General features: G+C 63.2%; 7 protein-coding genes. 4 read left to right on the top strand and 3 right to left on the bottom strand.

Going from position 1 to position 5,687, the window contains the following annotated elements; genetic code table 11:
• The coding region (gene msrP, locus O2807_11160) for a protein-methionine-sulfoxide reductase catalytic subunit MsrP (GenBank protein MDA1001056.1) at positions 1-830 on the top strand (830 nt) is incomplete at its 5' end.
• 82 nt (positions 831-912) lie between these two features.
• Positions 913-1,380: a hypothetical protein gene (locus O2807_11155; GenBank protein ID MDA1001055.1), complete on the top strand. Its 468-nt coding sequence runs from the start codon at positions 913-915 to the stop codon at positions 1,378-1,380.
• A 52-nt stretch (positions 1,381-1,432) separates the two neighbouring features.
• Here O2807_11155 and fabG read toward each other — a convergent pair whose 3' ends face one another.
• Positions 1,433-2,197 carry a 3-oxoacyl-ACP reductase FabG gene (gene fabG / locus O2807_11150; protein ID MDA1001054.1) on the bottom strand — a complete coding sequence of 255 codons (765 nt, stop codon included), beginning with the start codon at positions 2,195-2,197 and terminating at the stop codon, positions 1,433-1,435.
• A gap of 183 nt (positions 2,198-2,380) precedes the next feature.
• On the opposite strand from fabG, the gene O2807_11145 reads away from it, so the two are divergent.
• Positions 2,381-3,070 (top strand): cyclase family protein, encoded by a 690-nt coding sequence (locus tag O2807_11145; GenBank protein ID MDA1001053.1) that lies wholly within the window; start codon positions 2,381-2,383, stop codon positions 3,068-3,070.
• A gap of 169 nt (positions 3,071-3,239) precedes the next feature.
• Positions 3,240-3,959, top strand: coding sequence for an XRE family transcriptional regulator (locus O2807_11140; GenBank protein MDA1001052.1), 720 nt, complete (start codon positions 3,240-3,242; stop codon positions 3,957-3,959).
• A 12-nt stretch (positions 3,960-3,971) separates the two neighbouring features.
• Here the strand turns inward: O2807_11140 and O2807_11135 are convergent, their stop codons facing one another.
• Both O2807_11135 and O2807_11130 read right to left on the bottom strand, forming a co-directional pair.
• The gene (locus O2807_11135) at positions 3,972-4,967 is read right to left on the bottom strand and encodes an electron transfer flavoprotein subunit alpha/FixB family protein (protein MDA1001051.1); all 996 of its coding nucleotides are present in this window, start codon (positions 4,965-4,967) and stop codon (positions 3,972-3,974) included.
• Positions 4,968-4,985: 18 nt separating this feature from the next.
• Positions 4,986-5,687, bottom strand: a 702-nt coding sequence (locus O2807_11130; protein MDA1001050.1) for an electron transfer flavoprotein subunit beta/FixA family protein, incomplete at its 5' end; no start/stop codon positions are given.

The following is a 5,687-nucleotide window of genomic DNA, read 5'->3' as shown; positions in this document are numbered from 1 at the left end:
ATCCCCCCGACAAGACGCTCGATCTGTATCCGGCGAAGCGCAACCCTGCTTTCCAGCTCGACCGGCCGATCACCGAGGAGAAGGTCTCTGAGAACTACAACAATTTTTACGAATTCGGCGGCACGAAGGGAATCTACTGGCTGGCGCAGCGGCTCCAGATCCGTCCCTGGACCGTGAAGGTGGGCGGGCTGGTCAATAAGCCCCGGGAGTTCGACATTGACGATCTGATCCGCGCCATGCCCATCGAGGAGCGTCTCTACCGCTTCCGCTGCGTCGAGGCCTGGGCGATGGCGGTGCCCTGGACGGGCTTTCCCTTCTCGGCGCTCATCAAGGCGGTCGAGCCCAAGAGCGGGGCCAAATACGTCAAGCTGACCACCTTCCTCAACCGGAAGGTGGCGCTGGGCCAGCTCCGGCTCTGGTATCCTTGGCCGTATGTCGAGGGTCTGACCATTGAGGAGGCGATGAACGAGCTGGCGATGCTGGGGACGGGGATTTACGGCCACCCCCTCCCGAAGCAGCACGGCGCTCCGCTCCGTCTGGTGGTACCCTGGAAGTATGGTTTCAAGAACATCAAATCGATCGTCTCCATCGAATTCACGGACAAAAAACCGAGCACCTTTTGGGAAAAGGCCGCCCCGAGTGAATACGGCTTCTGGGCGAACATCAACCCCAAATTCGATCATCCCCGCTGGTCGCAGGCGAGCGAGCGTCTGCTTGCCCGCGGCAACCGCTACAACTGGGAAGAGCGGCCCACCCAGCTTTTTAATGGATATGCCCAGTGGGTGCAGAAACTCTACCCGGACATGACGAATCGGAAGTACTTTATGTAGGGAGGCTTTTGCTGTAACGTTCGCCGGGCCCGAGACTCATGTTTTTATCTCGCGGATATCAGAGCCGGAAGGGGGAAGGGCGATGAAGGGTTTTATCGGAAGGACGATTGTTGCGGCGGTCATCGGAGCCGTGGTGTTCTGGTTTTATCAGGTGCAGCTCCAAGGGAACTCCATCACCGCGTTTATCGGCGGCCAGGTGGTGAAGGGAGGCGGCTATTCGCTGTCCCCCGCTCTGGTCGGATGGGTGGTGCATCTGGGGGTAAGCTTCTCCTACGCTTTCCTCGTGGGGTTGGTGACATTGATTCCGTTCTCTCGGTCGGTTTCCACCCGCCGGATTACCGCTCTGGTGATCGTGCTGGTGCTCGGATGGGTAACAACGGCCATCGCGCCGCCCGCGATCCAGATCACCATCGCGATCCTCTCGTTCAAGGAGCTACCCGCCACGTTCTGGCCGCTGAACACCGGCGGGGGCCATGGTCTGTACAACCACCTGCTTTTTTTTGTGATCGCATGGGTGGTGCACGCCATGGGCGGGGCGAGGGGGCGGTAGACCGCGACATAGACAGAGAAATTACTTGAAGGGTATTCCTTTAAGTATTTGATCAAATGGCGGAACTTCCGCCATCGAGATAGATGGTCTGGCCGGTCATGAAGCTGCTTTGATCGCTGGCGAGAAAGAGCGCGAGCCCCTGGATCTCCTCCGGCTCGGGATTTCTGTTCATCGGGACGGTTCGGAGAAACCACTCGTTGGCCTCCTTGTCCCCGATGCGCGCGCGCGTCATCTCGGTGGCGAACCGGCCGGGCGCCAGGCAGTTGACCTGGATGTTGTAGGGGGCCCACTCCACGGCAAGCGCCTTCGTAAAGCCTGAGATTCCCGCCTTGGTGGCGGCGTAGGCCACCTGATTGGGGCGCCCCCGGCTTCCCGCGCTCGATCCGATGTTGATGACTTTGCCCTCCCGGGCAGGAACCATGAAGCGCCCGGCCGCCCGGCAGCAATAAAAGACGGCGGAGAGGTTTGTCGCGAGCGTGTCGTCCCAGTTCTCGTTTTCAAGTTCCAGGATGGGCGATTGCCGCGAGATGCCCGCGTTGTTGATGAGAATGTGGGGGCCGCCCAGCTCGCTCTGAATCTGATCGAAAAGGGCGTCCACGCGGCCCGAGTCGGTGATGTCGCAGACCGCAGGGCGCGCCCGGACCCCGTAGGCCTCGCACGCCTTGGCCGTTTCGGCCAGGGGCTCGGGCCTTCGGCCGATGATGGCCAGGTCCGCTCCCGCCTCGGCCAGGGCGCGGGCGATGGCCCGGCCGAGGCCGGTGCCGCCGCCCGTCACGCAGGCCACTTTTCCGCGCAAATTGACCGGCGGTGCCGCCACGATTCTTTCTCCATTCCGGATTGTCGGTTTCGCCGCCCGATAAGTTTCCGGGCGGAAAGGGTGCTGGTTCCGGTGAAGCGGGACCGGACTTTACCATTTCGGATGGCTGGGGTACATATCGGCCACTGCACTTATATTCGAAGCCGCTGTTGCACTGGGGCAAAGCCGTACAGGAGAGAAAAGATGCCGAAGATTATCGATTTGAGCCGGGAGCTGTACCATCGGACGCCGCAGTATCCGGGCCAGCCGCCCATCATCCACGGGGTTTGGAAGACGCACGAGGAAGCTTTTGCCGACTCGGGAAACGTGCACGGAAACAGCGTCATGTACTTCACGATGCCCGATCACGGCGGCACGCATCTGGATGCGCCCCGGCACTTTTCCGCGGAGGGAACCCCCATCGGCGAATACCCTCTGGAGAACTGCTACGTCATGGGCACCTGCATCGATCTGCGCCACAAGGCCCCGAAAGAAGAGATCACGCCCGAGGATCTGGCGGCGGCGGTCAAGAAATCGGGCCATCCGGCGCAGAAGGGCGGCACCCTGCTTCTTTGCACGGGACATCACGAGCGGACCTTTCCAACCCCGGCCTACAACACGGACAACCCCGGCGTGAACATTCCCGCCACCGAGTGGATCGCCGATCAGGGTCTCGTCCACTTCGGGATCGATTCGATGCGCCCCGGCCCGGCCGGCGATGTGAACGCTCTGGTCCACAAGGTCTGCTACGAGCGCAACATCACGCACCTGGAGAGTCTGTGCAATTTGGAGCAACTGCTGGGGGCCGGGCCGTTCCGGTTTATCTGCCTGCCGCTGAAGTGGCGGGGCGGCACGGGCTCTCCCGTACGGGCAGTGGCCATATTGGAGGAATAAATAGCGCCTTGATTTTTTTGGGGGGGGGGATCGTTGGAAGGCGGATTTTCGCTTTTCTTCCGTTCTCGGTGGTGGTAACATAAATCCTGCAAATAGTTCAACCTCTGGTTTTCCGGGTTTATGCCCTTTATTTCCCTCCCCAAATTTGGGGCGAAAGCGTAGGCGCATCGTGCCCAATAAAAACCCATCTACCTCAGTCGGCGCCCGCATCGCCGAGGCGCGTACCCGGAAGGGCTGGAACCGCAACCAGCTTGCCGAAGCCTCTGTCCTCAGTTGGGCGAATATCGATCGCTACGAAGAGGGGGCGAACGAGCCGAGTGCGGGCCGCCTCCTTCAGATCGCAGAAGCGCTGGATGTTTCGGTGGACTGGCTTCTGGGGCGCGAGGGCGCAGAGGCGAGGCCCACGGCGGGTCCCATCGACGTTCAGCTCCGAATCTCGGAAAACATCCAGGGCCCGGGCCGGGTCAGGGCAGAAGACTTCCAGGCCGTTCCGCTCGTTTCGGGCTCCATCGCGGCCGGAAGCGCCCGCATCGTCGAAGAGGCCATCGAGGAGTACGCCCTCATCCACGTTTCCCAGGTAACGGGCCGGGGAGATTTGGTCGCCATCCGGGTCAACCGCGAGGTGGGGCGGAGCATGCTCCCCCTGATTCAGCCGGGGGCGGTGGTGGTCGTGGACCGGCAGGACAAGGCAATCACGCCCTCGGGGATATACGCCGTGCGGGACGACTCGGGGGGTTGCACCCTCAAGCGCCTTCAGTGGACGCCCCCGCGCCTCTGGCTCATCCCCGAGAACCGGGACGAGAAAGTCACCTTCGCCGATCTCAGCGGCGAGAGCTTGGAGGATCGGATCGTGGGCCGCGTGGTGTGGGCCTATCAGCCGTTCGTGTGATGGGCGGCCCGCTCAATTTTCGAGCAACTCCCTGCACTTGGCCGTAAAGGCCGGGAGGATTTTTCTGTAGTCCCCCACCACGCCGTAGCGCGCCCGCTGGAAGATGGGCGCGTCCGGGTCGGTGTTGATGGCGACAATGTTCTTGCTCGGGCCCGCGCCCACCATGTGCTGCATGGCCCCGGAGATTCCGACGGCGATATAGAGATTCGGCCCCACGATCTTCCCCGTCTGGCCCACCTGGATCTGGGCGGGCACCCAGCCCGCGTCCACCGCGGCGCGGCTCGCGCCCACGGCGGCCTTGAGAACTTTGGCCAACTCATGGAGCTGCGCAAAATTCTCCGGTCCGCCCAGCCCGCGCCCCCCGCTGACGACGATCTCCGCGTCCTCCAGGCGCACGCCCTCGGACTCGATCTTTTTCGATTCGACGAACTTCATCTTGACCTGCCCCGTGTCCACCGAAACCTCCACCTCGACCATCTCGCCCGAGCGTCCCTCCTGAATGCTCGCGGCGGGCAGGGTTTTCAGCCGAAGGGAGGCGACGGCCAGCCCATCGCCCCTGGCCCGGACATGGCTGACGGCGCCGCCGCCGTAGACTTGGCGGACGGCGGCGAGCTTGCCGCCGTCCAGGGAGAGGTCCGTGCAGTCGTGGGCATAGCCGGCCCCGCGCCGGAAGGCGAGGCGGGGGGCGACGTCGCGGCCGGTCGAGGTGTTGCCCGCGATGAAGATGGCCGGGTCAATCTGGGCGAGCACCCCGTCGAGCACGTCGGTATAAATCGTGTTGGTGTAGGTGGAGAGCAAATCCGCCTCGGCGGCGTACACTTTGTCCGCGCCCAGCGCGATCAGCCCCTGGGCCAGCTCTTTCGTGCCGGCGCCGCCCAGAAGAACGGCCTGGAGCGCTCCCCCCTTTTCATCCGCCAGCTTGCGGCCGATCCCGCAGAGTTCGCTGCTCACCAAAGCGAGGCGATCACCCGCCCGCTCGGCCAGAATCAGAATGTCGTTCGTTGCCATTTCCGGGAACACTCCTTTCTACAGAATCTTGTCTTCACGGAGACGGAGGGCGAGCTTCTCTCCCGCCTCTTCGAGGGTTTCGCCTTCGATGATTTCGCACGAGCCGGTGAAGACCGGCTTGAAGAATTTCGTCACCTCCATCTGCACGGCCCCGGCCCCCACCACGTCCGGGCTGATGCCGAGGTCGGCCGCTCCCCAGACCGGAATCTGCTTTCGCGAGGCCGTGAGGATGCCCTTGACCGAGGGGAGGCGCGGGTTGTTGATCTCGTTGCTGATGGTCAGGAGGCAGGGGGTGTCCACCTCGATGACCTCGGCGCCGTCCTCGACGACCCGCTCGCAGCGGAGCTTCCCGTCCATGACCTCGATCTTCTGGACCTGGCTCACGCTCGGGAGGCCAAGCGCCTCCGCCAGGCCGAGCCCCGTGGCCCCGTAGCTCCAGTCGCTGCTCAGGCGCCCGCATAAGATGGCATCGAAGCCGCCCAGCTTCTTCACGGCGCCGGCGAGGGCACGGGCAACGCCGAAGGCATCCGAACCCTCGAACGCCGCGTCCGCGAGAAGGACGGCTTCATCGCAACCCATGGCCAGCGCCTTCTTGAGCGAATCGCGCGCCTTGTCCTCGCCCATGGTGATGACCGTGATCTTGCCCCCGTGCGACTCCTTCAGCGTGATGGCAGCCTCAAGGGCGTTTTCATCAAACGTGCTGATGACGGGGGGGACGTT

The organism is bacterium, from assembly GCA_027622355.1.
Classification (GTDB): domain Bacteria; phylum UBA8248; class UBA8248; order UBA8248; family UBA8248; genus JAQBZT01.
The sequence above is the reverse complement of the archived record's forward strand: the minus strand, read 5'-3'. Positions and strand labels throughout refer to the sequence as shown.

Coding starts and splice junctions, on each gene's coding strand:
- O2807_11155 (MDA1001055.1), top strand. CDS start 913: ATGAAGGGTTTTATCGGAAGGACGATTGTTGCGGCGGTCATCGGAGCC.
- O2807_11145 (MDA1001053.1), top strand. CDS start 2,381: ATGCCGAAGATTATCGATTTGAGCCGGGAGCTGTACCATCGGACGCCG.
- O2807_11135 (MDA1001051.1), bottom strand. CDS start 4,967: ATGGCAACGAACGACATTCTGATTCTGGCCGAGCGGGCGGGTGATCGC.